Annotated in this window: 16 protein-coding genes; 8 read left to right on the top strand and 8 right to left on the bottom strand. The window is 64.2% G+C overall.

The window, feature by feature from the left end:
- Window positions 1–76: 76 nt before the first annotated feature.
- Window positions 77–1,183, top strand: coding sequence for an NADH:flavin oxidoreductase/NADH oxidase (locus tag AC3Z8Y_RS18920; RefSeq protein ID WP_490087121.1), 1,107 nt, complete (start codon window positions 77–79; stop codon window positions 1,181–1,183).
- Window positions 1,184–1,314: 131 nt separating this feature from the next.
- On the opposite strand, the gene AC3Z8Y_RS18915 is transcribed toward AC3Z8Y_RS18920, so the two are convergent.
- From AC3Z8Y_RS18915 to AC3Z8Y_RS18880, 8 genes are all read right to left on the bottom strand, one after another.
- On the bottom strand, window positions 1,315–2,934 hold the full coding sequence (locus tag AC3Z8Y_RS18915; protein WP_490087120.1) for a glucan biosynthesis protein D: 1,620 nt from the start codon (window positions 2,932–2,934) through the stop codon (window positions 1,315–1,317).
- 136 nt (window positions 2,935–3,070) lie between these two features.
- Window positions 3,071–4,495: a gamma-aminobutyraldehyde dehydrogenase gene (locus AC3Z8Y_RS18910; protein WP_490087119.1), complete on the bottom strand. Its 1,425-nt coding sequence runs from the start codon at window positions 4,493–4,495 to the stop codon at window positions 3,071–3,073.
- Window positions 4,496–4,511: 16 nt separating this feature from the next.
- Window positions 4,512–5,318: an ABC transporter permease gene (locus AC3Z8Y_RS18905; RefSeq protein WP_490087118.1), complete on the bottom strand. Its 807-nt coding sequence runs from the start codon at window positions 5,316–5,318 to the stop codon at window positions 4,512–4,514.
- Window positions 5,308–6,258, bottom strand: coding sequence for an ABC transporter permease (locus tag AC3Z8Y_RS18900; RefSeq protein WP_490087117.1), 951 nt, complete (start codon window positions 6,256–6,258; stop codon window positions 5,308–5,310). The genes AC3Z8Y_RS18905 and AC3Z8Y_RS18900 overlap by 11 nt, the downstream gene beginning before the upstream one ends.
- 2 nt (window positions 6,259–6,260) lie before the next feature.
- Entirely contained in the window at window positions 6,261–7,286 is a 1,026-nt protein-coding gene (locus tag AC3Z8Y_RS18895; RefSeq protein ID WP_490087116.1) for an ABC transporter ATP-binding protein, read from the bottom strand.
- A 100-nt stretch (window positions 7,287–7,386) separates the two neighbouring features.
- Window positions 7,387–8,538: a putative ABC transporter substrate-binding protein YdcS gene (gene ydcS, locus AC3Z8Y_RS18890; protein ID WP_490087115.1), complete on the bottom strand. Its 1,152-nt coding sequence runs from the start codon at window positions 8,536–8,538 to the stop codon at window positions 7,387–7,389.
- Between the two features lie 91 nt (window positions 8,539–8,629).
- Window positions 8,630–10,096 (bottom strand): gamma-aminobutyraldehyde dehydrogenase, encoded by a 1,467-nt coding sequence (locus AC3Z8Y_RS18885; protein ID WP_490087114.1) that lies wholly within the window; start codon window positions 10,094–10,096, stop codon window positions 8,630–8,632.
- Between the two features lie 87 nt (window positions 10,097–10,183).
- Window positions 10,184–11,092, bottom strand: a complete 909-nt coding sequence (locus tag AC3Z8Y_RS18880; RefSeq protein ID WP_490087113.1) for a LysR substrate-binding domain-containing protein — start codon at window positions 11,090–11,092, stop codon at window positions 10,184–10,186.
- A 290-nt stretch (window positions 11,093–11,382) separates the two neighbouring features.
- Between AC3Z8Y_RS18880 and AC3Z8Y_RS18875 the strand changes: the two genes are divergently transcribed.
- The 7 genes from AC3Z8Y_RS18875 to AC3Z8Y_RS18845 are packed head-to-tail and all read left to right on the top strand — an operon-like array spanning window position 11,383 to window position 19,796.
- Window positions 11,383–13,005, top strand: coding sequence for a methyl-accepting chemotaxis protein (locus AC3Z8Y_RS18875; protein WP_490087112.1), 1,623 nt, complete (start codon window positions 11,383–11,385; stop codon window positions 13,003–13,005).
- 14 nt (window positions 13,006–13,019) lie between these two features.
- Entirely contained in the window at window positions 13,020–13,529 is a 510-nt protein-coding gene (locus AC3Z8Y_RS18870; RefSeq protein WP_490087111.1) for a chemotaxis protein CheW, read from the top strand.
- Window positions 13,526–14,779, top strand: coding sequence for a CheR family methyltransferase (locus AC3Z8Y_RS18865; RefSeq protein WP_490090044.1), 1,254 nt, complete (start codon window positions 13,526–13,528; stop codon window positions 14,777–14,779). The genes AC3Z8Y_RS18870 and AC3Z8Y_RS18865 overlap by 4 nt, the downstream gene beginning before the upstream one ends.
- Window positions 14,776–15,459 carry a chemotaxis protein CheW gene (locus AC3Z8Y_RS18860; RefSeq protein WP_490087110.1) on the top strand — a complete coding sequence of 228 codons (684 nt, stop codon included), beginning with the start codon at window positions 14,776–14,778 and terminating at the stop codon, window positions 15,457–15,459. Before AC3Z8Y_RS18865 ends, AC3Z8Y_RS18860 begins: the two co-directional genes overlap by 4 nt.
- Entirely contained in the window at window positions 15,456–17,729 is a 2,274-nt protein-coding gene (locus AC3Z8Y_RS18855; RefSeq protein WP_490087109.1) for a hybrid sensor histidine kinase/response regulator, read from the top strand. The genes AC3Z8Y_RS18860 and AC3Z8Y_RS18855 overlap by 4 nt, the downstream gene beginning before the upstream one ends.
- Window positions 17,726–18,736, top strand: a complete 1,011-nt coding sequence (locus tag AC3Z8Y_RS18850; protein WP_490087108.1) for a chemotaxis response regulator protein-glutamate methylesterase — start codon at window positions 17,726–17,728, stop codon at window positions 18,734–18,736. Before AC3Z8Y_RS18855 ends, AC3Z8Y_RS18850 begins: the two co-directional genes overlap by 4 nt.
- Window positions 18,737–18,788: 52 nt before the next feature.
- On the top strand, window positions 18,789–19,796 hold the full coding sequence (locus AC3Z8Y_RS18845; protein WP_181111404.1) for a diguanylate cyclase: 1,008 nt from the start codon (window positions 18,789–18,791) through the stop codon (window positions 19,794–19,796).
- Window positions 19,797–19,849: the final 53 nt, after the last annotated feature.

Genomic DNA, 19,849 nt, shown 5'->3' with positions numbered 1-19,849 from the left:
CCGTCTCCCTTGTGGGTCTACTACGCTGCAAAGAGTGCAAACCTTACAGCCTGATATCCCACTCGAGAGGTGCTTCATGAGCCTGTTGCTGGAACCCTACACCCTGCGTGGGTTGACGTTGCGTAACCGTATCGTGGTTTCGCCCATGTGCCAGTATTCGTCCGAAGATGGCCTCGCCAACGACTGGCACCTGGTGCATCTGGGCAGCCGCGCGGTAGGGGGCGCCGGCCTGGTGATTTTCGAGGCGACCGCCGTCACCGCTGATGGCCGCATCACCCCTGAAGACCTTGGCCTGTGGAAAGATGAGCAGATCCCGATGCTTCAGCGCATCACGCGCTTCATCGAAGCTCAGGGCGCGGTGCCTGGTATCCAATTGGCGCATGCTGGCCGCAAGGCCAGTACCTGGCGGCCCTGGCTCGGCAAGCATGGCAGCGTCACCCTGGATGAAGGCGGATGGATTCCCGTAGCGCCTTCGCCCATTCCCTTCGACCCCGAACATGCCCGCCCCACCGAACTGGACGAAGCCGCGATTGCCGGCATCAAGGAAGCGTTCGTGGCAGCTGCCAAGCGTGCGCTGACCGCTAATTTCAAGGTAGTGGAAATCCACGCGGCCCATGGTTACCTGCTGCATCAGTTCATGTCGCCGCTGAGCAACCGCCGCACAGACCAGTACGGTGGCAGCTTCGATAACCGCATTCGGCTGGTGCTGGAAGTGACCGAGGCTATTCGCGCACTATGGCCCGCTGACCTCCCGGTATTCGTGCGGGTGTCGGCCACCGATTGGGTAGACGACGGCTGGAACCCGGATGAAACCGTGGAGCTGGCGCGGCGCCTGAAGGCGTTAGGCGTGGACCTTGTAGATGTGTCCTCGGGTGGCACCGCCGCCAATGCGGAAATCCCGACAGGGCCTGGCTATCAAACCCGCTTCGCCGAACGCGTGCGCAAGGAGTCGGAGATTGCCACCGGCACCGTGGGCATGATCACCGACCCTGCCCAGGCCGAGCATATCCTGCGCACCGGCCAGGCTGACCTCATCCTGCTGGCCCGCGAACTGCTGCGTGACCCGTACTGGCCGCTGCACGCCGATGACGACCTGGGCGGACGCAAGGCCACCTGGCCTGCCCAGTATCAGCGTGCCACGCACCGCGACCAGCCGATCCATGAGTCCAACCTGCGCGATTGACCTCCTTTTTCGCGAGCTGACGCCGATGGCCGGCCCCGCCGCTTCCCACAGGTTGCGTTGGCTACTGTAGGAGCAAGCGGAGCCGAAGGCGGAGCTCGCGAATAGGGTTTAAGAAAACAAGACCTGTATGGTTACACGTACTTGCGCTTCTCCGGCGCAGGCGGGAAGTACTGGTACAGCCAGGTTTCGCTGAGGGTGCGGTCGCTGGTGCGGATGAACAGGCGCATCTCTACTGGGTCCACGCTGTCGCTGGTGGGGTACCAGTCGAAGATCACCCGGTAGCCCTTGATGTCCGGGATCACCAGCACGTGGAAGTCCTGCACCTTGCCGCTCGACACGGTCACCACTGGCTCGATCCCGGTACCTTCCGGCAACCGGTCCAGGCCGCCGCCGGTGAAGTCGATGGCAAAGCGGCGTGCCCACTTGTCCGGGTAATGCTCGCCCGGGGCCCAGCCTTCGAGGAACCCGCCCATGCCTGAACGCGTGGCATGTACCCGCGCCAGCGGTGTGCCGGTAGGGGGCAGGGCACTCCAGTAGAGCTTGTAGCCAAAGCTCAGGGTATCGCCCGCGGCAACCGGCTTTTTCGGCGTCCAGAAGGCCACGATGTTGTCCAGGGTTTCGCCGGTGGTAGGAATTTCCAGCAGGTCGATCGAGCCCTCGCCCCACGCAGTGGTGGGCTCCACCCACAGGCTTGGCCGCTTGCTGTACCAGTCCACAGTGTCCTGGTAGCTGGCGAAATCGTGGTCGGTCTGCACCAGCCCGAAGCCCTTCGGGTCGGTGTCGGCGAAGGCGTTGAACTGCAACTTGGCGGGGTTGTTCAGCGGCCGGCAGATCCACTCGCCATTGCCGCGCCACATGGCCAGGCGGTCCGAGTCGTGGATTTCCGGGTGGATGGTGTCGCACATGCGGCGCTCGTGGGTGCCGCAGCTGAACATGGTGGTCATCGGCGCGATGCCCAGTTGCTGGATCGCCGTGCGTGCGGTCACCTGCATGTCCACTGCCATCACCACTTGCTCGGCCTGGCAGTCGATATCGAAGCGGTAGGCGCCCGTGGCGCTGGGGGACTCCAGCAGGGCATAGACCACGAAACGGGTCGCGTCCTTGGTGGGCGTTTCAAACCAGAACTTGGTGAAATCGGGGAATTCTTCCTGGCGCTTGGCGTAGGTGTCCACGGCCAGGCCGCGAGCGGACAGGCCGTACTGCTTGGTGGCGTCCACCGCGCGGAAATAACTGGCGCCCAGGAACGACACGATGTCATGGCTGGCGATTTCCGGTGCCTTGAACAGCTTGAAACCGGAAAAGCCAAGGTCGCCCTTGAGCTGTTTCTGCTCCACCTTGCTGTCGTTGTAGTTGAACAGCTCGGGGCGGAAATGCACCTCCCGCGCCTGGCGGTTGGAAGGGTCCACGCTGTACATGCGCACCGGCGTACGGAAGCCCATGCCTACATGGAAGAACTGCACGTCCAGCTGGCCGTTGAGGTCCTTCCACAACGAGTGGTTGGCGTCGTACTGGATAGCGTTGAACTGCTGCGGGGTCATGTTCGCCAGCGTGGGCGGCAGTTGCTGTTTACGGTCCGTGTAGGGCTGGGCGGCCAGTGCCTTGGCCTGGGCCTTGAGGCCCTCGAAGTCGAAATACTCGGCGTCGCCGTTGGCAGTCGCGGCCAGGGCCCGGGCGGACATCAGCGCGGTGGACGACAGGCCGGTATAGGCCGCCAGGGCCATGGATGCTTTCAACAGACTTCTGCGGTGCATAGACAACCCTTCGGTGAAAATTGGCAACGTTAGCCAAGGAGAGGGGCGCGACGCAATCTCAGAATGTTCGAAAGTGTCGCAGCCATCCTTGCTTCACGGCCTGTGTAGAGCCGCGAAAGCAGGGATGGTTCACGCTTTAGTGCTTGAACATCACATGGCGCACCACGGTGTAGTCCTCCAGCCCGTACATGGACATGTCCTTCCCGTAGCCGGAATGTTTCTGCCCGCCATGGGGCATTTCGCTGACCAGCATGAAGTGCGTATTCACCCAGGTGCAGCCATATTGCAGGCGAGCACTGAGGCGGTGGGCGCGGCCCAGATCGTTGGTCCACACCGAGGAAGCGAGGCCGTAATCCGAGTCGTTGGCCCATTCCAGCGCCTGGGCTTCGTCGCTGAAAGGTGTAACGGTCACCACTGGCCCGAACACTTCGCGGCGCAGAATCTCATCATCCTGCTGCACGTCCGCCAATACTGTGGGCTCGAAGAAGAAGCCACCCCCTTCGATCACCTTGCCACCGGTGATCAGGCGGATGTGTGGCTGCGCCGCAGCGCGGGTGACGTAGCCTGCAACGCGGTCCCGTTGCTGGGCGCTGATCAACGGGCCCAGCTCTGTATCTTCGGCCTCTTGCGGGCCATGGCGCAGGCTGCCGACGGCTTCGCCGAGCTTTTCCACGAAGCGCTCATAAATACCCTGCTGGGCGTATACCCGGCACGCAGCCGTGCAATCCTGGCCCGCGTTGTAAAAGCCGAAGGTGCGGATGCCCTCAACCGCGGCGTCGATGTCTGCGTCGTCGAAGATGATCACCGGGGCCTTGCCGCCCAGCTCCATGTGCATGCGTTTGACCTGCGCCGCAGTACTGGAAATGATCTGCGAGCCGGTGGCGATGGAGCCGGTGAGCGATACCATGCGCACCTTGGGGTGTTCCACCAGGGGGCCGCCCACGGTGGTGCCTCGGCCGAACAATACGTTCAGCACCCCGGCGGGGAAGATGTCCGCGGCCAGTTCAGCGAGCTTGAGTGCGGTCAGCGGGGTGAGTTCGGAGGGCTTGAGTACCACAGTATTGCCAGCGGCGAGGGCGGGGGCAATTTTCCAGGCAACCATCATGAGCGGGTAATTCCACGGCGCGATGGAAGCGATCACGCCCACCGGGTCGCGGCGAATCATCGAGGTGTGGCCGGGCAGGTATTCACCCGCCGCGGACCCACTGAGGCAACGCGCGGCACCTGCGAAGAAACGGAACACGTCGGCAATGGCTGGCAGCTCATCGTTACGCGCCGCAGCCAGCGGCTTGCCGCAGTTGGCGGATTCGAGCCGGGCCAGTTCGTCGGCGTTGGCGTCGATGGCGTCGGCGAGTTTCAACAGGGCCAGCGAGCGGTCCTTTGGTGCTGTTTGCGCCCAGCCTTCGAAGGCCGCGTCAGCTGCGCGCACGGCGGCGTCCACCTGAGCCTCACTGGCCTCGGCGATTTCAACCAGCACGCTGCCGCGCGCGGGGTCGAGTACCGCTTGGCTCGCGCCTTCTCCCGCGACCAGTTGGCCGTTGATCAGCAGTTGGGTTTGCATGGTGCGATCCTCCAGTTCATTTGCCGCCGCCGGCGACCGATTCGCCGCCGCGGGTGAGGTAGTAGGCGCCCAGGATGGGCAGCATGGTCACCAGCATCACCAGCAGGGCAACAACGTTGGTGACCGGTACGTCGCGTGGGCGGGCCAGCTGGTTGAGCAGCCAGATCGGCAGGGTGCGCTCGTTGCCCGCGGTAAAGGTGGTGACGATGATTTCGTCGAACGACAAGGCAAACGCCAGCATGCCCCCGGCGAGCAGGGCCGAGCCCAGGTTGGGCAGCATGATGTAGCGGAAGGTTTGCCAGCCGTCCGCGCCCAGGTCCATGGAGGCCTCGATCAGGCTGTGGGAAGTGCGCCGCAGCCGCGCGATCACGTTGTTGTAAACGATCACCACGCAAAAGGTGGCATGGCCGATCACGATCGTCAGCAGCCCAGGTTCGATACCCAGCACCTTGAACGCCGAGAGCAGCGCAATGCCGGTGACGATGCCTGGCAGGGCAATCGGCAGGATCAGCATCAGCGAGACGGCGTCCTTGCCGAAAAATTGCCGCCGGTACAGCGCAGCCGAGGCCAGCGTACCCAGTACCAGTGCCACTGCAGTGGCCAGGCAGGCGACCTGCAGCGACAGCTTGATCGCCTGCACCACGTCCTGGCGGGCGAAGGCCACGCTGAACCATTTGAGGGTGAACCCGCGCGGCGGGAAGCTGAAGGCGGCGTCTTCAGTGTTGAAGGCGTAGAGCACGATCACCAGGATGGGTATGTGCAAAAAGGCCAACCCGCCCCAGGCGGCGATACGTAATGTGAGCGGCGCTTTTTCAGAGTGCATCGAAGGCCCCCAGGCGTCGGACGATGGACAGGTACACCGCGATCAGCACGATGGGCACCAGGGTGAAGGCTGCAGCCATGGGCAGGTTGCCGATGGCGCCTTGCTGGGCATACACCATGCTGCCGATGAAATAGCCCGGCGGGCCGATCAACTGGGGCACGATGAAGTCCCCCAGGGTGAGCGAGAAGGTGAAGATCGAGCCGGCGGCGATGCCGGGTACCGAGAGCGGCAGCACCACCTGGAAGAACGTTTGGCGCGGGGTGGCGCCAAGGTCGGCGGACGCTTGCAGCAACGAGGGTGGCAAGCGTTCCAGCGCTGCTTGAACCGGGAGGATCATGAATGGCAGCCAGATGTACACGAACACCAGAAAGCGCCCCAGGTGCGAAGTGGACAAGGTACTGCCGCCAATGCCCGGTACCTCCATCAGCCAGGCCAGCGCGCCGGCCAGGCCCAGGTGCTGCACGAACCACTGAGCCACGCCTCCCTTGGCCAGCAGTAGCGTCCAGGCGTATGCCTTGACGATATAACTTGCCCACATGGGCAACATGACCGCGATGTAGAAGAAAGCCTTGGTGCGGCCGGTGGTGTAGCGAGCCATGTAATAGGCCAGCGGAAAGGCGACAAGTGCGCTTGCCACTGACACCGCAGCCGCCATGCCCAGGGTGCGCAGAATGATGTCCAGGTTGGCGGGCACAAACAGCGCTTGCAGGTTGGCCAGCGTAAGGTCGGGCGTGACCGTCATGCTGAAGTCGTCGAAGGTGTACAGGCCTTGCCACAGCAGGTTGAGCAGCGCGCCAAGGTAGATCACCCCAAACCACAGCAACGGCGGCACCAGCAACAGCGCCAGGTACAGGTTGGGCCGTCGGTAGAGCAGGTCGGCCACCCGGCGCGCAAGCGAGGCGCGGGCGGGCGCGGAGGGCGCATCCAGCACAAGGGTCATGGTCAAGCGCCCTCGTCGAGCAGCGGCACCATGGCGCCACGTGGCCATGCCAGGGTCAGGCGCTGGCCGGGTTGCAGGCCGGCGGCGTCGGGCTGCCAGTCCTGGTTGGCCTGGCTCACGTTGAGCAACTGCCCGTTGTTCAAGCGCAGCTCATAGCGCGTGGCGCTGCCCTGGTACTGTACGTCCTGAAGGATGCCTTCGAGCCGCACCTGATCGGCCATCGCCGGCACGCCAAGGCGGATGTGTTCGGGCCTGATCGAAAATGCCCCGGGAACGCCGCGCAAGGCGGCTGCCAACTCTCCCCGCAGCACGTTCGAGGTGCCCACGAACTCGGCCACGAACGCCGTGGCCGGTTTCATGTACAGGTTGCGCGGGGTATCGCACTGTTCGATGCGGCCTTTGTTGAATACTGCTACCCGATCGCTCATGGACAAAGCTTCGGTCTGGTCGTGGGTCACGAACACGAAGGTGATGCCCAGCTGGCGCTGCAGCTTTTTGAGTTCGCTCTGCATCTGTTCGCGCAGCTTGAGGTCGAGCGCACCCAGCGGCTCGTCCAGCAGCAGCACCCGTGGGCGATTCACCAGTGCCCGCGCCAGCGCCACCCGCTGGCGTTGCCCACCCGACAGTTGCGCGGGCTTGCGCTCGCCAAAGCCGGCCAGCGCCACCATCGCCAGGGCTTCCTCGGCACGGTTCAAGCGCTCGGCCTTTGCCACGCCTTTCACTTTCAGGCCATACGCCACGTTGTCCCGCACGTTCATATGGGGGAACAGTGCGTAGTCCTGGAACACCGTATTTACATCGCGTCGATACGGCGGCAGGCCAGCGGCTTCCTGGCCATGAATACGAATCGAGCCCGCGCTGGGCTGTTCGAAGCCTGCGATCAGCCGCAGGCACGTGGTTTTCCCCGACCCCGAAGGGCCGAGCATGGAAAAGAACTCGCCGTCGCGGATGTCGATCGACACCCGATCCACGGCCTTCACCTCGCCGAACAGGCGCGATACCTCGGTAAATTGCACAGCAGGGGTCATGGTAATTGCCTTCTGATCTGGCGGCCCATTCGCGAGCTTCGCCCGCTTCCTACCTGTTGGAAGCGGGCGAAGCCGGCCAGGCGTAGCTCGCGAAGCGGCGTTAGCGGCCGCCCATGATCGCTATGTAATCCTGCGTCCACCGGCTATACGGCACGAACTTGCCGCCCTCGGCCTGCGGGGTTTTCCAGAAGGCGATCTTGTCGAACAGGTCAAAGCCATTGGTAGCGCAGCCCTCGGCGCCCAGCAGGTCGCTCGCCTTGCACGCGGCCGGTACTGCCGGCAACGAGCCGAACCACGCGGCCACGTCCCCCTGAACCTTCGGTTGCAGTGACCAATCCATCCACTTGTAAGCGCAGTTGGGGTGTTTGGCGTCGGCGTGCAGCATAGTGGTGTCGGCCCAGCCGGTTGCGCCTTCCTTCGGCACGGTGGAGGCCACCGGCTGGTTGTCGGCCTTCAGCCCGTTGACCATGTAACCCCACGAGCTGGTGGCGGCCACGCCTTCGTTTTTCACATCGCTCATCTGCACGGTTGCGTCGTGCCAGTAACGGTGGATCAACGGCTTTTGCTGGCGTAGTACGTCCAGTACAGCCTTGTATTGGGCTTCGGTGAGCTGGTAAGGGTCTTTAATGCCCAATTCGGGCTTGGCCGACTTGAGGTACAGCGCGGCATCGGCGATGTAGATCGGCCCGTCATAGGCCTGCACCCGGCCTTTGTTCGGCTTGCCATCAGGGAGGTTCTGCGGCTCGAACAACACGCCCCAGGTGGTAGGCGCGGTCTTGAACACTTCAGTGTTGTACAGCAGCACGTTGGGCCCCCACTGGTAGGGCGTGCCGTACACCTGCTTGTTCACCACGAACCAGTCGCCACTGGCCAGGCGCGGGTCCACGTTCTTCCAGTTGGGAATTAGCGCGGTATTGATCGGCTGCACGCGCTTGCCCGCGATCAATCGCAGCGAAGCGTCACCCGAGGCGGTTACCAGGTCGTAGCCACCCTTGGCCATGAGGCTGACCATTTCATCGGACGTGGCGGCGGTTTTCACGTCCACCTTGCAGCCGGTTTCCTTTTCGAAGCCGGTTACCCAGTCATAGCTTTTGTCGCTCTCGCCACGCTCGATATAGCCAGGCCAGGCGATGATGTTCAGCTGGCCTTCACCGGCCCCTACGGCTTTGGGCAGGTCGGCGGCATGAACGCCAGCGGTTGCCAGCAGGGCGGTAGTGATGGCGCTGAGCACTGCGGTCTTTGGGGCGGACATGGATTTCCCTCTTTTTCAAATTATGGTCGGGGCAGTAAGCAAGCAGGCGCGCGGGGCGCTGATTATTGGAATGGTGAGCCAGGTGCAGGGGTCAGTTGAGTACCTCCCGCTGCCGCGCCATGATGTGGCGCACCACGCTGTAATCCTGGAGAGAGTCGCTGGACAGGTCCTTGCCATACCCCGAACGCTTCAGCCCGCCATGGGGCATTTCGCTCGCCAGCATGAAGTGGCTGTTGATCCAGGTGCAGCCGTATTCCAGCCGTGCCGCCAGCTGCAGCGCTTTGTCCAGGTCGCGGGTCCACACGGAGGAGGCCAGCCCATATTCGGATTCGTTCGCCCATGCAAGGGCCTGGCCGGGCTCATCGAACCGGGTGACGGTCACCACCGGCCCGAACACTTCACGCTGAACGATCTCATCCTGTTGGCGGCAGCCGGCGAGCAGTGTGGGTTGATAGAAGAAGCCCGGCCCTGAATGCGCGGCTGCGCCGGTTACCCGCTCGATATGCGGTTGGCTCAAGGCGCGCTGCACAAAGCTGGCCACGCGGTCGCGTTGGCGGGCGCTGATCAGCGGGCCCAGGTCGTTGTCCTCGTCGCGCTTGCTGGCATAGCGAAGGCTTGCGACCGCCGCGCCCAGTTCTTCCACCAACCGGTCGTGGATGCCTGCCTGGGCATAGATACGGCAGGCGGCGGTGCAGTCCTGGCCGGCGTTGTAATACCCGTAGGTGCGGATGCCCTCCACCACGGCATCGATATCGGCGTCATCGCACACGATCACCGGCGCCTTGCCGCCGAGCTCCAGGTGGGTGCGTTTGAGGGTGCGCGCCGCAGCCTGGAGCACCTTTTGCCCGGTAACGATATCTCCGGTCAGCGACACCATGCGCACCCGGGGGTCGCTCACCAGCTGCCCGCCCACGCCGTCGCCGGCGCCACAAACGATGTTCAGCACGCCGGGCGGCAGCAGCTCGGCCAGCTCCGGTGCCAGCGCCAGGATCGACAAAGGGGTGTGTTCGGATGGCTTGAACACCACGGTATTGCCTGCGGCCAGCGCCGGCGCGAGCTTCCAGGCGGCCATCATCAGGGGGTAGTTCCACGGGGCGATGGACGCTACCACGCCGATGGGGTCGCGCCGCACTATGCTGGTGTACCCCGGCACATATTCCCCGGAAAGTTGCCCTGTCTGGCAACGTACGGCACCGGCGAAAAAGCGGAATACGTCCACACAGGCACTGAGGTCGTCCTGCCGGGCCAGGTGCAGGGGCTTGCCGCAATTCAAGGCTTCAATCCGGGCCAGGCGGTCCGCTTGCGCCTCGATGCAATCGGCGATGGCCAGCAGGCGTGAGGCGCGCTGTTGGGGCGTGGTTCTGGCCCATGTGGGAAAGGCTTGAGCGGCAGCGGCAATGGCGGCCTGCACCTGGGACGGGCTTGCTTCGGCGACCAGCGCCAAGCAGCTGCCATCGCTTGGGTCCAAAACGCTTTCCGCGGCACCTTCCCCGGCAACGAGCTGGCCATCGATCAGTAGGGCGGTACGGAAGGGCTCTGGCTGGGCTGATGGGTTCATGGCACAGGCTCGGGCTGGCTGGGTTGCCTGAGCCTAGGCGCAGCGGCGTGGTAGCTACAAATTCCTAATATCGAAAGCCGCGTTCGGTTAAATCGAATGCTTGCGGGCGTGCTGTTCCCGCGCCACGGTAAGGAAGGGGTCTACCAGCATCGGGCGCGCGCTGCCGCGACGCCAAGCCAGCCCAACGTCGAGTGTGCGGGTGAGGTCCACCACGCTGCGCGCTTCGATGATATCGCCTTCCAGCGACCATGGCCGGTAGGTCATGTCGGGCTGAATGGACACGCCCAGGCCTGCAGCGACCAGGCTGCGCACGGCCTCTGTCGAAGCGCTGCGAAGGCTCACCTGAGGCCGCAAGCCCGCGTGCTGCCAGATGCGCTGGGCGTTGTGGTCCATTTCATCCACGTTCAGTTGGATCAGCGGTTCGGCGGCGACATCCGCGAGTGAGATGTCGTCCCGCTCCAGCAAGTGATGCCGCGCAGGCAACCATAAACGGTGCGGCGAGTGGGTCAGCACTTCAGTTTGCAGGGCATGCCGGTCTTCCAGGTTGGAAAGGATCAGCACGCCGACGTCGATTTCCCCGTTGAGTAGCAAATGCTCGATGTAAGGGCGTTCATCCTCCATCACCCGCAGCTCGACGTTAGGGTAGGCCCGCTGAAACCGTGTGAGCAGGTTGGCCAGGTAATAACCCGCGACAAGGCTGGTGACTCCGATGGTAAGGATGCCGCTGATCTGGTCCGTGCTTTGTTGCAAGCTGCGCTTGGCGTTGTCTACCGTGGCGAGGATCAAATGCGCCTGGCGCAGAAACTGATGCCCCTGATGCGTCAGGCTCATGCCCTTGGCGTGCCGATTGAACAGGCTTACGCCGATCTCCTCCTCCAATTGCTGGATTGCCCCCGTAAGGGTGGACTGAGAGATAAACACCGCCTGCGCCGCCGCCGAAATCGAGCCTGTTTCGGCAACCGCGATGAAATGGCGAATCTGACGCAGGGTCATCATGGGCAGCTATCTGAAAGGCCGAGGTGAACGGTGTTATATCGGAAAAACCGGGGGTGGGGAATGAGTGGGCCTGGCGGCGGTGAATGGTAGAGGGCAAAGGACTAATAAGCCTTACCGATGATTTATAACGGCAGATCTGCTGTATCACCCCACAAACCAAGTGATGGCAATTTCGTACCATCGCGCACTGGCGTTGCGCCCCGGGATGGCTGAAAGTACGCGCCTTGCTGCAAGGCCGGTGGTCTATACTGCCCGGCTTTCGCGCGCGCGCTTACCTTCGAGGAGTGATTGTGAAGAACTGGACTCTGCGCCATCGGATCCTGGCGAGTTTTGCTGTTGTGGTCGCCATCATGCTGTCCATGGTGCTCATCGCCTACACCCGGCTGATGATGATCGAGCAGGAGGCGGCCAGCCTCCGTAGCGAGAGCATTCCTGGGGTGTATTCGAGTTCGATGATGCGCGGCGTGTGGTCGGACAGCTATCTGTATACCCAGCAGTTGCTGGGGTTGAGCTACCAACGGGAACTGATCACCGCCGACGAGGACCAGTACAAGGGCTTCGCCGAGCGCCTGGCCACGCAGATGGCGGTGTTCCGTCAAACCTTGCGCAGCGATGAAGAAAAGACCGCCTTCACCGAGTTCGAGCGCTGGCGCGGCACGTACGAAGCGGCGCTGAAGCGAACCCTGGCCGCCTACCAGCAACGCCACTTCACCGAAGCCATGGAGCTGCTTGAGCAGGAGCTTACCCCTGCATGGACATCGGGCCGCAAACAGATCAACACCGTGGTAGACCTCAACCGCAAGGCGGCGGAGGAAGCCGGTGCGTCCATCGAGCGGACCGTGGCCACTACCAAGCTGGTGATGCTGTGCTGCCTGCTGGTCGCGCTGATCGCGGCGATCGGCTGTGGGCTGCTGTTGCTGCGAAATATCATGGCACCTACCAACAAGCTGTTGAGCATCCTCGAAGTGATGCGTGCCGGTGACCTCAGCGTGCGGCTCAGCCTTGGCCGCAGGGATGAATTCAACGCGATCGAAACCGGGTTCAATGCCATGATGGATGAACTCAACGCCCTGGTTTCCCAGGCGCAACGCTCATCGGTACAGGTTACTACCTCGGTGACTGAAATCGCCGCCACGTCTCGCCAGCAGCAGGCCACGGCTACCGAAACTGCCGCCACCACCAGTGAAATCGGCGCTACCTCCCGTGAAATTGCCGCTACCTCGCGCGACCTGGTGCGCACCATGGGTGAGGTGACCGGGGCTGCGGACCAGGCTTCGCTGTTGGCTGGCAACGGCCAGCAGGGCCTGGCCCGGATGGCCGAAACCATGCAGCACGTGATGGGCGCCGCTGACCTGGTGAACGCCAAGCTGGCGACCCTCAACGAGAAGGCGGGGAACATCACGCAGGTGGTGGTCACTATCGTAAAGGTGGCAGACCAGACCAACCTGCTGTCCCTTAACGCAGCGATCGAGGCGGAGAAAGCAGGCGAGTACGGTCGCGGCTTCGCTGTTGTCGCGACCGAAGTGCGACGCCTTGCCGACCAGACCGCCGTGGCGACCTACGACATCGAGCAGATGGTGCGTGAGATCCAGTCAGCGGTCTCGGCGGGCGTGATGGGCATGGACAAGTTCTCGGAGGAAGTGCGCCGCGGGATGCTTGAAGTTCAACAGGTGGGAGAGCAACTGAACCAGATCATCCATCAGGTACAGGCGCTGGCACCCCGGGTACTCATGGTCAATGAAGGCATGCAGGCCCAGGCCACGGGCGCCGAGCAGATCAACCATGCGCTGGCGCAGTTGAGCGATGCCAGCAGCCAGACCGTCGACTCGTTGCGCCAGGCCAGCGCGGCCATCGACGAACTGAGCCAGGTCGCCGCAGGCTTGCGCGGCGGCGTGTCGCGTTTCCGAGTGTAATGGCCAGCGCGCGCATGAACGCTCCCGGGGCACCGACCGTCAAGCCGACGGGCACGTTGTTCTTGTTGTTCACCCTTGGCGAACAACGCTTCGCGCTGCCTGCGCGGGCAGTAGTAGAGGTGCTGCCGCTGCTGCCGCTCAAACCTGTGCCGCACGCGCCGACGTGGGTTGGCGGCGTGTTCGCCTACCGTGGCAAAGTTGTCCCGGTGATCGACGTACGTGCATTGGCCCTGGGCGAACCTGCGGTACGCCGCACCAGTACCCGCGTAGTGCTGGTCAATTACCAGCAGGGCCTGTGCCTGGGGTTGGTGCTGGAGCATGTAAGCGAAACGCTGCGCTGCGACCCGGCTGAATTCAAGCCCTATGGGCTGGCCAACCCCGAGGCGCGCTACCTGGGGCCCATCCGGGAAGACGCCCGTGGGTTGTTGCAGTGGATCACCGTGGACGAGCTGCTGGATGAGCGCGCGCAAGCGCTGCTGTATGCCCCGGACAACGCGGCCCTGCTCGACGGGGAGGGTGCCTGAGCATGGACCAGCGCTTCCTCGACTTCCTGTACCAGCGCATCGGCCTGGACGCCGCCTCGGTAGGCCCGGCGATGATCGAGCGGGTGGTGCGTCAGCGGCAGGCAGCGTTGGGGCTGGCCACGCTCGAAGGCTACTGGGCACTGCTGAGCAGCGACGACGCCGAGCAGCAGGCGCTGATCGAGGCGGTGATCGTTCCGGAAACCTGGTTCATGCGTTACCCCGAGTCCTTTGCCGCCTTTGGCCGCCTGGCGAGGGTACGCTGGCACGAGCAGGGCGGCGCACGGCCGCTGCGCGTGCTGAGCCTGCCGTGCTCCACGGGGGAGGAGCCGTATTCACTGGCCATGGCGTTATTCGACGCCGGGTTGCCAGCGTCCGCCTTTGTGATCCACGCGGTAGATGTGAGCCCGCAGTCCCTGGCCAAGGCACGCCGCGGCCTGTATGGCCGCAATTCCTTCCGAGGGGACTACAAGGCTTTCCAGGCGCGATATTTCACCGCCACCGCCGAGGGGCATCACGTGCAGCCCCGGTTGCTGGAGCAGATCCGCCTGCAGCCCGGTAACATACTCGACCCTTTGCTGTTGGCCGGCGAACAACCCTATGATTTTGTGTTCTGCCGCAACTTGCTGATCTATTTCGATGTGCCAACCCAACAGCAAGCGGTCAACGCCTTGAAAGCCTTCACCCGCGAGGACGGCGTGCTGTTCATCGGGCCGGCGGAAGGTAGCCTGCTGGCCTCCAAGGGCATGCGCCCGCTGGGGCTGGCACAGGCGTTTGCTTTTGTACGCCAGCCGGAGCCTGCGCCGGCCCCGCGGCTGCACACGCCGTTACCGCTGCCCGCCGCCGGGCCAGCGCTTCGCCCTGCTCCATTAACCGTGACGATGCCCCCCGTGCCTCGCCCTGTGTCACCGGCAGCCCCGGTTGTCGAAGCATCAGGTTCAGCCGCTTTGCTGGCCCAGATCGCAGCGCTCGCAGATGCCGGGAAAAGCGCCGAGGCCCGCGCAGCGTGCGAGCGCTACCTCAAGGACCACCCGCCCCAGGCCCAGGTGTTTTACTGGCTGGGCCTGTTGAGCGATGCCGGCGGGAATGCGCTAGAGGCGCAAAACTTTTATCGCAAGGCCCTGTACCTGGAGCCACAGCACCCTGAAGCGCTGGCCCACCTGGCCATGCTGCTGGCCGCCCGCGGTGATGCCGAAGGCGCCCGGCGGTTGCAAGCGCGCGCCACGCGCGCATTGAAGGAGCCCAAGGCATGAGCGACCAACAGCGGCCCGGCTTGACCTATTCGGCCGACGGTGCGGCCGTCACCTTCGACGCCTGCTGGAAGACCATCGGCGTGCGCGGCGACAGCTCCTGCCCGCGGTTGGTGGAATACGTACGCTGCCTGAATTGCCCGGTATTCGCCGACGCCGCAACGCTGCTGCTGGACCGCTACAGCTTGCAGCGTGAGCCCGGCGAACTGGTCTACCCCGAGGCCCCCGTAGCCGTTCCGTCACGCTCGCTGGTGGTGTTCCGTATCGCTGGCGAATGGCTGGGCCTGGCCACCCGCTGCCTAGTAGAAGTGGCGCCCAGCCAGCCGGTGCATTCTGTCCCGCACCAGCGTTCCCGTACCCTCATGGGCGTGGCCAACGTGCGCGGTGCGCTGGTGCCATGCATCGCCCTCGGTCAGCTGTTGAGCATTGAAACGGAGCAGGCTGCAGCGACAAGCGGGAGAGCGGTGCCGCGCTTGCTGATCCTGGCCGCGCAGGGCGGGTCGGTGGTAGTGCCGGTGGACGAGGTCGATGGCATCCGCCGCTTCGATGAGCACCTGATCGAAGCGGGTGCCAGCCCTCAAGGCAGCCGCTTCACCCTCTCCGTGCTCACGGATGGGCCCCGCACCTTGCGGGTGCTGGACGAGCAGGCCTTGATGGTGGCTATCACCCGGAGCCTCACATGACCCCCGAGCAAATGCGCGACGCCTCCATGCTGGAACTCTTCGCGCTCGAAGCCGAGGGGCAGACCAGCGTGCTGAGCGCGGGCCTGTTGGCGCTGGAGCGCAACCCCAATGACCCAGCGCAGTTGGAGGCCTGCATGCGGGCGGCCCACTCGCTCAAGGGTGCTGCCCGGATCGTGGGGGTGGATGCCGGTGTGCAAGTCGCTCACGTGATGGAGGACTGCCTGGTTGCCGCTCAGGCCGGGGATCTGATTTTGGGCGCCGACCACATCGACGCCTTGCTCCAGGGCACGGACCTGCTCATGCGCATTGCGGTCCCGGACAAGGCGCCCGGCGCTGCGGATATCCAGGCGTTCATGGCGCAGCTGGCAGTCGCGCTCGATCCAGCCTCGGCGCCTGCCGCTGCGCAGTTCACGCCGCCACCGGCAAGCGAGCCGCCGCCCGTAGAAATGGCCGCAAGCCCGGCGCCGCTTGCCCTGGAAGAGCCCGCGCCGGATACGGCAGGGCCACGCCGCGGTAACGAAGGCGAGCGTGTGCTGCGAGTGACCGCCGAGCGGCTCAACGCATTACTGGACCTGGCCAGCAAAGCCATGGTTGAAACCCAGCGGCTCAAACCGTACCTGGCCACCCTGCAGCGGCTCAAGCGCATGCAGGCGCAAAGCCTGCGCGCGCTGGATGATCTGAAGGACAGCCTCGACGCCGGCCAGCCCATGGAGGACGTTCGCGCGGCCCTCGCCCAGGCGCGGACAATGCTGGGGGAAACCCAGCAGGTGTTGCTAGGCCAGGCGGCCGAGCTGGACGATTACGGCTGGGACGCGGCTCAACGTGCCCAACAGTTATATGACACCGCCCTGGCGTGCCGCATGCGGCCATTCGCCGACGTGTTGAACGGCCAGGCGCGCATGGTCCGGGACCTTGGCCGCAGCCTTGGCAAGCAGGTGCGGCTGGAAGTAGAGGGCGAAAAAACCCAGGTCGATCGGGATGTGCTCGAGCGGCTCGAAGGCCCGCTTACCCACTTGCTGCGCAATGCGGTTGACCACGGGATTGAAGCACCTGAAGCCCGGGTGCTCGCCGGCAAGCCCGCAGAAGGGACACTGCGGCTGCGCGCGTCGCACCGCGCCGGGCACTTGTTGCTCGAGCTGGCCGATGATGGTGCCGGCGTGGATCTTGCGCGCTTGCGCCAAAGCGTGGTGCAGCGGCAGTTGGCCCCAGCCGAGACGGTGGACCGGTTGAGCGAAGAGGAACTGCTCGCGTTCCTGTTCCTGCCGGCCTTCAGCCTGCGCGATACCGTTACTGAAGTGTCCGGCCGCGGCGTGGGCCTGGATGCCGTGCAACACATGGTGCGTGACCTGCGTGGTTCGGTTGAAATGACTCAGGCGAGCGGGCAGGGCAGCCGCTTCCTGGTTGAAGTGCCGCTCACCTTGTCGGTGGTCCGCAGCCTTGTGGTCGATGTGGGTGGCGAAGCCTATGCCTTCCCCCTGGCTCACATCGAACACAGCCTGGCCCTGGCGCCGGGCGATATCGTTCAACTCGAAGGCCGCCAGCACTTCTTCCATCAGGGCCAGCAGGTGGGCCTGGTCGCGGCCAGCCAGTTGCTTCAACGCCCCGCCGCGCAGCATGCCGGGGGCAGCATTCGCGTGGTGGTGGTGCGCGAGCGCGATGCGCTCTACGGCATCGCCGTCGAACGTTTTATTGGTGAGCGGGTGCTGGCGGTACTGCCGCTGGATTCACGCCTGGGCAAGGTTCAGGACATCTCCGCCGGGGCTTTGCTGGACGACGGCTCGGTGGTGCTGATCATCGACGTGGAAGACATGGTGCGCTCGGTGGACAAGCTGCTGAGCACGGGCCGGCTGGAGCGCATCGACAAGCTGGCCGAGGGCAGCCGGCAACGCACGGGCAAGCGAGTGCTGGTGGTGGACGATTCCCTCACGGTACGCGAATTGCAGCGCAAGTTGCTGGTGGCGGCTGGCTACGAAGTGGCGGTTGCCGTGGATGGCATGGATGGCTGGAATGCCTTGCGCAGCGAACCTTTCGACCTGCTGATCACCGATATCGACATGCCCCGCATGGACGGCATCGAACTGGTGACGCTGCTGCGCCGCGATGCCCGCCTGAGCGCGCTTCCGGTCATGGTGGTGTCCTACAAGGATCGCGAGGAAGACCGCCAGCGTGGACTCGAGGCCGGGGCCGACTACTATTTGGCAAAAGCCAGCTTCCATGACGACGCGTTGCTCGATGCGGTCGCCGAGCTGATCGGAGGAGTCGAGGGATGAGGGTGGCGATTGTCAACGACATGCCGATGGCGGTAGAAGCGCTGCGCCGCGCGCTGGCCTACGACCCGGCCCATGAAATTATCTGGGTGGCCGGGGATGGGGAAGAAGCTGTGCGCCGCTGCGCCGAGGACCGGCCGGATGTACTGCTGATGGACCTGATCATGCCGAAAATGGACGGCGTGGAGGCCACCCGGCAGATCATGGCCAGCACGCCCTGCGCCATTGTGATCGTGACCGTGGACCGCGAGCAGAACGTGCACCGGGTATTCGAGGCCATGGGCTATGGCGCGCTGGATGTGGTGGATACCCCGGCAGTTGGCGCGGGAAACGGGCGGGAGGCCGCCGCGCCGCTGTTGCGCAAGATCATCAATATCGGTTGGCTGATCGGCCAGCGCGGTGCGCCTGCCAAACGTGCGCCGGTTGTACGGCCCCAAGGCCGTCAAACGCAGTGCCTGGTGGCCATTGGTTCCTCCGCGGGCGGGCCGGCGGCGCTGGAAACGCTGCTCAAGGGTTTGCCGGCCGAGCTTCCCGCAGCCCTGGTGCTGGTTCAGCACGTGGACGAGGTGTTTGCCGCGGGCATGGCCGACTGGCTGGCTACCGCGTCCCGCCGCCCTGTGAGGCTTGCGCGGGAAGGCGACCGGCCACAACCGGGCGATGTGCTGCTGGCAGGGACCAACAATCACCTGCGCCTGACCCGCGACGGTACCCTGACCTATACCGCCGAGCCGGTGAACGAAATCTACCGGCCGTCGATCAACGTCTTTTTCGAAAGCGTTGCACGCCACTGGCAGGGCAGCGCGGTGGGCGTACTACTTACCGGCATGGGGCGCGACGGCGCACAGGGGCTCAAGGCCATGCGCGAGCGAGGCCACCTCACCATTGCCCAGGATCAACAAAGCTGCGCGGTGTTCGGGATGCCCAAGGCCGCGATAGCGATTGACGCAGCGGTGGAGGTGCGGCCGCTGGAGCGCATCGCTTCGCGCTTGATGGAAACTTTCGCACTATGACCAAACGCAACGGGCCACGCCGGCACACAGGCAGTATTCAGGTGAAAACGCAATGATTGATCTGCAGATCGAACAGTACAGGTCCACCGATGAAAACAAGGCCATGGTGTTGCTGGTGGATGATCAGGCGATGATCGGGGAAGCCGTGCGGCGCAGCCTGGCGGCCGAACTCAACATCGACTTCCACTTTTGCGCGGACCCTCACCAGGCGATTGCCAACGCCGTGCGCATTCGCCCCACGGTCATCCTTCAGGACCTGGTAATGCCGGGCCTGGATGGCCTCACGCTGGTGCGCGAATACCGCAACCATCCGTCTACCCGGGACATCCCGATCATTGTGCTTTCCACCAAGGAAGACGCAGTGGTCAAGAGCGCTGCCTTTGCCGCGGGCGCGAACGATTACCTGGTCAAACTGCCTGACACCATCGAGCTGATCGCGCGCATTCGTTACCACTCCCGCTCGTACCTCACGCTCCTGCAGCGCGACGAGGCTTATCGTGCGCTGCGGGTGAGCCAGCAGCAGTTGCTCGACACCAACCTGGTGTTGCAGCGGCTGATGAACTCGGACGGCCTTACCGGGCTGTCCAACCGTCGGCACTTCGATGAGTACCTCGAGCTGGAATGGCGCCGGGCCATGCGCGATCAAACCCAGCTCTCGCTGCTGATGATCGATGTGGACTACTTCAAGGCCTACAACGACAACTTCGGCCACCTGGAAGGGGACGAAGCCTTGCGCAAGGTGGCGGACGCCATCCGCGACTGCTCCAGCCGATCCAGCGACCTCCCGGCCCGCTATGGCGGCGAGGAGTTCGCGCTGGTGCTGCCAAGCACGTCCCCGGCCGGCGCGCGGCTGGTGGCCGAGAAACTGCGGCAGAGCATTGCGGCGCTGGGCATCTGGCACAACGCCCCGGAGCCCGCCTCGCCGCTGACGGTGAGCATCGGCCTGGCCACCATGACGCCCGCGCCGGGTACCCACTGCCGGTTGCTCATTCTCGCCGCCGACAAAGGCCTTTACATGGCCAAGCACAGCGGGCGCAATCAGGTGGTAGTGGCCGACTGACCAGTACAACCGGGCGTAAGCCCGGGCATGAACACGCAAGCGCTGCATGCTAT

It is taken from the genome of Pseudomonas sp. 3MAES_34.3B, from assembly GCF_058145875.1.
Note: the sequence above shows the minus strand (reverse complement) of the source record. Positions and strands in the feature narration are given on the sequence as shown.

Bases quoted from the DNA above. Each gene is read 5' to 3' on its own strand.
- AC3Z8Y_RS18920 (WP_490087121.1), top strand. From the start codon at position 77: ATGAGCCTGTTGCTGGAACCCTACACCCTGCGTGGGTTGACGTTGCGT.
- AC3Z8Y_RS18915 (WP_490087120.1), bottom strand. From the start codon at position 2,934: ATGCACCGCAGAAGTCTGTTGAAAGCATCCATGGCCCTGGCGGCCTAT.
- AC3Z8Y_RS18910 (WP_490087119.1), bottom strand. From the start codon at position 4,495: ATGCAAACCCAACTGCTGATCAACGGCCAACTGGTCGCGGGAGAAGGC.
- AC3Z8Y_RS18905 (WP_490087118.1), bottom strand. From the start codon at position 5,318: ATGCACTCTGAAAAAGCGCCGCTCACATTACGTATCGCCGCCTGGGGC.
- AC3Z8Y_RS18900 (WP_490087117.1), bottom strand. From the start codon at position 6,258: ATGACCCTTGTGCTGGATGCGCCCTCCGCGCCCGCCCGCGCCTCGCTT.
- AC3Z8Y_RS18895 (WP_490087116.1), bottom strand. From the start codon at position 7,286: ATGACCCCTGCTGTGCAATTTACCGAGGTATCGCGCCTGTTCGGCGAG.
- ydcS (WP_490087115.1), bottom strand. From the start codon at position 8,538: ATGTCCGCCCCAAAGACCGCAGTGCTCAGCGCCATCACTACCGCCCTG.
- AC3Z8Y_RS18885 (WP_490087114.1), bottom strand. From the start codon at position 10,096: ATGAACCCATCAGCCCAGCCAGAGCCCTTCCGTACCGCCCTACTGATC.
- AC3Z8Y_RS18880 (WP_490087113.1), bottom strand. From the start codon at position 11,092: ATGATGACCCTGCGTCAGATTCGCCATTTCATCGCGGTTGCCGAAACA.
- AC3Z8Y_RS18870 (WP_490087111.1), top strand. From the start codon at position 13,020: ATGAACGCTCCCGGGGCACCGACCGTCAAGCCGACGGGCACGTTGTTC.
- AC3Z8Y_RS18860 (WP_490087110.1), top strand. From the start codon at position 14,776: ATGAGCGACCAACAGCGGCCCGGCTTGACCTATTCGGCCGACGGTGCG.
- AC3Z8Y_RS18855 (WP_490087109.1), top strand. From the start codon at position 15,456: ATGACCCCCGAGCAAATGCGCGACGCCTCCATGCTGGAACTCTTCGCG.
- AC3Z8Y_RS18850 (WP_490087108.1), top strand. From the start codon at position 17,726: ATGAGGGTGGCGATTGTCAACGACATGCCGATGGCGGTAGAAGCGCTG.
- AC3Z8Y_RS18845 (WP_181111404.1), top strand. From the start codon at position 18,789: ATGATTGATCTGCAGATCGAACAGTACAGGTCCACCGATGAAAACAAG.